Origin of the sequence: Rhodococcus sp. NPDC057529 (assembly GCF_042802055.1) — a bacterium.
Lineage (GTDB): Bacteria > Actinomycetota > Actinomycetes > Mycobacteriales > Mycobacteriaceae > Rhodococcus_F.
Genome location: NZ_JBHVEY010000062.1, coordinates 1 through 2,548, shown reverse-complemented (window position 1 = coordinate 2,548; position 2,548 = coordinate 1). Strand labels below are relative to the sequence as shown.

Below are 2,548 nucleotides of genomic sequence, written 5' to 3'. Positions count from 1 at the left end.
TGAGTTTCGTCAAGTGATCTGGCCCCAGTGATCGGCATGAATTGCGGCCCCACTGGTGGGGGTCAGGCGCGTTTTCGGTGGTGGGTCTTGCTGGTGCGCAGGCGATAGGATTGGGTGCCGGTTTCGAGAATGTGCGCGTTGAAAGTGATGCGATCGACGATCGCGGCGACCAGCCGTGGATCGGGAAAGACGGTGCCCCACTCCGAAAAAGGCAGATTCGAGGCGATCCCGATACTCGCTCGTTCCTCCCTCTCAGTGATGATCTGGAACAGCATTTCCGCTCCACGGGGATCGATCTGGACGTAGCCGAGTTCGTCGAGCAGCAGCAGATCCAGGCGCCCGTAGCGGGCGACGACGCGGGAGAGGATCCGTTCGTCGGCGGCCTCGACGAGTTCGTTGACCAATTGGGCGCAGGTGATGTAGCGAACTCGGCGGCCTTGGTCACAGGCCGCCATGCCAAGCCCGATCAGCAGGTGCGATTTGCCGGTGCCGGAATCACCGAGCAGCACCACCGGTTCGCCGGCGTCGAGATAGCCGCCGGCCGCGAGATGCCCGAGTGTGCCCGCGGAGATCCCGGGCACGGCCTCGACGTCGAAGTCGGCGAGCCGTTTGATGCGCGGGAACTTGGCGTCGTTGAGCCGACGGGCCCGGCGTCGCTCGGTGCGGTCGTCGACCTCGGCGGCGAGCACTTCGGCGAGAAACGCCAGATGTGATTGTTGTTCTCGGACAGCGATTTCGGCGATCCGGACCGCTTCGGTTCGGATGGTCGGCAGATGCAGCTCGCGGGTGGCCGCGCCGATCGCGGCCTGGGCTGCGGCGTCGGAGGAGACCATGTGAGACCTCAGCTTCCGGTGAGCAGGGTGTCGTAGGCGGTCAACGACGGAACAGGACGGTCGTAGCGGGTGAGCACCCCGATTGGGACCGCGGGGGTGGAATCGGTGCGGGCCAGCCGGCGGGCATCGATGAGGACGAGTTGGGGATCGACGCACCCGGTCTCGATGGACCGGTCGAGAGCCTGGCGGAGAACATCGGGCGCCAGGCTGCGGTGCGCGAGCAGCACCTCGATCAGCGCGCGGGTGCCGGCGCGGTCCCCGAGCAGGTTGCGGGCGCTGTCCCAGTACCGCTGGTGGCTGGCGGTGAACGCCCCGGCGGCCTTGGCCTGCGCCAACGCGGTCGCCCCGGGGAGGGCGCCGGGTTTGCGGACCAGCACCTCGAGGTAGTGATCGAGGGTCAGGACCTCGGTGAACCGGCCGAAAGCCCTGTCGTGGGCGGCGACCATCCGAGACCCGTCGAGCACCTCGACCCGGCCCGCGCTCAGCCGCACCGGCAGCCGTCGGCCCGCGTAGCGGGCGGGCACGGAGTAGAAGTTCTGCCGCACCGACACCCGCGCATGGGTGTCGACCCGCGCGTACAACAGTCGCGCGCAGTCGAACCGCTCGGCAGGCAGCCCAAGCAACTCCGGTTGCTCGCCGGCGAACGCGGCCGCCACCGTCACTGGACGGCCCCCGATGACCCGGGTGTCGTCGAGCAGGTCCGCGGCGGCGACCTTCTCGTTGAGTTCGGTCAGCGACGCCACCTTCGGCACTGGCACCATGTGCCGGCGGCGGAACCGGCCGATCTCGCCTTCGACGCCGCCCTTCTCGTGCGCGCCCTTCTGTCCGGGAATGCAGAAAAACGAATCGAAGCCGTAGTGGCTGCGTAGGGCGACGAATCGGTCCGACTCGACCCTGTCACGGCCTCGAAGTACCCGCACCACAGCAGGTTTGAGGTTATCGTAGCGGATGCGGTGCGGCACCCCGCCGAACCACTCGAAGGCCCGCACGTGTCCCTCGAAGAACGCCTCCTGTGCCTGGGTGCCGAACACCACGTGGCAGCCTCGTCCGGAGTGCGATAGGCGCATCACGAACATCCAGCATTTGGTCATCTCCCCGCCGATGACCGCGTAGACCTCCCCGAAGTCGACCTCCGCCTCGGCGGCCGGCAGATGGGTCTGCGGCACCGTCACCTCCATCTTGACCAGCCCCAGCTCGGCGCGGCGGCGGCGCACATACCGGGTGACCGTCGCTTCCGACATCGTCGCCCCGTGCTCGGCGACCAACCGCTGCCACACCCGCCGCGCGGTATGTCGCTGCTTGCGCGGTGCCTGCTGGTCGGCGATCAGCCAGGAATCGATCAGCTCGGCCCAGTCGTCGATCGCTGGTCGCACCCGTCGGCGATACGGTTTGCGTGGTGGTGGCACCGCCGAGGCCAACGCCTGCCGCACCGTGCGTCGATGCACCCCGTGCCGCTGGGCCAACTCCCGAATCGACAATTCCGAATCCCGCCGATCACGGCGGATCTGCTCGAACAATTCCATCCGCGAACCCGATCTCTTCACCGGTCCTCCCTCGCTGAAACATGTCCAACGAGGAGAATCCGAACCCGGGTGGGGCCAAGATTCGTGCCGACACGCCGCACCACCCGTTCGCGACCACCAGCCACCTCAGCCGGGGCCGGAATTCGTGACGATCAGTGGCCGAACTGGGGCCTACTCAGGTGACCACACCCA

General features: G+C 67.5%; 2 protein-coding genes. Both read right to left on the bottom strand.

Annotated features, from left to right (window positions below; all coding sequences use genetic code 11):
* Positions 1 to 62 precede the first annotated feature (62 nt).
* On the bottom strand, positions 63 to 833 hold the full coding sequence (gene istB / locus ACFU5V_RS42990; RefSeq protein WP_378707513.1) for an IS21-like element helper ATPase IstB: 771 nt from the start codon (positions 831 to 833) through the stop codon (positions 63 to 65).
* An 8-nt stretch (positions 834 to 841) separates the two neighbouring features.
* Positions 842 to 2,356, bottom strand: a complete 1,515-nt coding sequence (gene istA / locus ACFU5V_RS42985) for an IS21 family transposase (protein ID WP_378707515.1) — start codon at positions 2,354 to 2,356, stop codon at positions 842 to 844.
* Positions 2,357 to 2,548 lie beyond the last annotated feature (192 nt).

Excerpts from the sequence above, each read along its gene's own strand:
- istB (WP_378707513.1), bottom strand. The coding sequence starts at position 833 with ATGGTCTCCTCCGACGCCGCAGCCCAGGCCGCGATCGGCGCGGCCACC.
- istA (WP_378707515.1), bottom strand. The coding sequence starts at position 2,356 with ATGGAATTGTTCGAGCAGATCCGCCGTGATCGGCGGGATTCGGAATTG.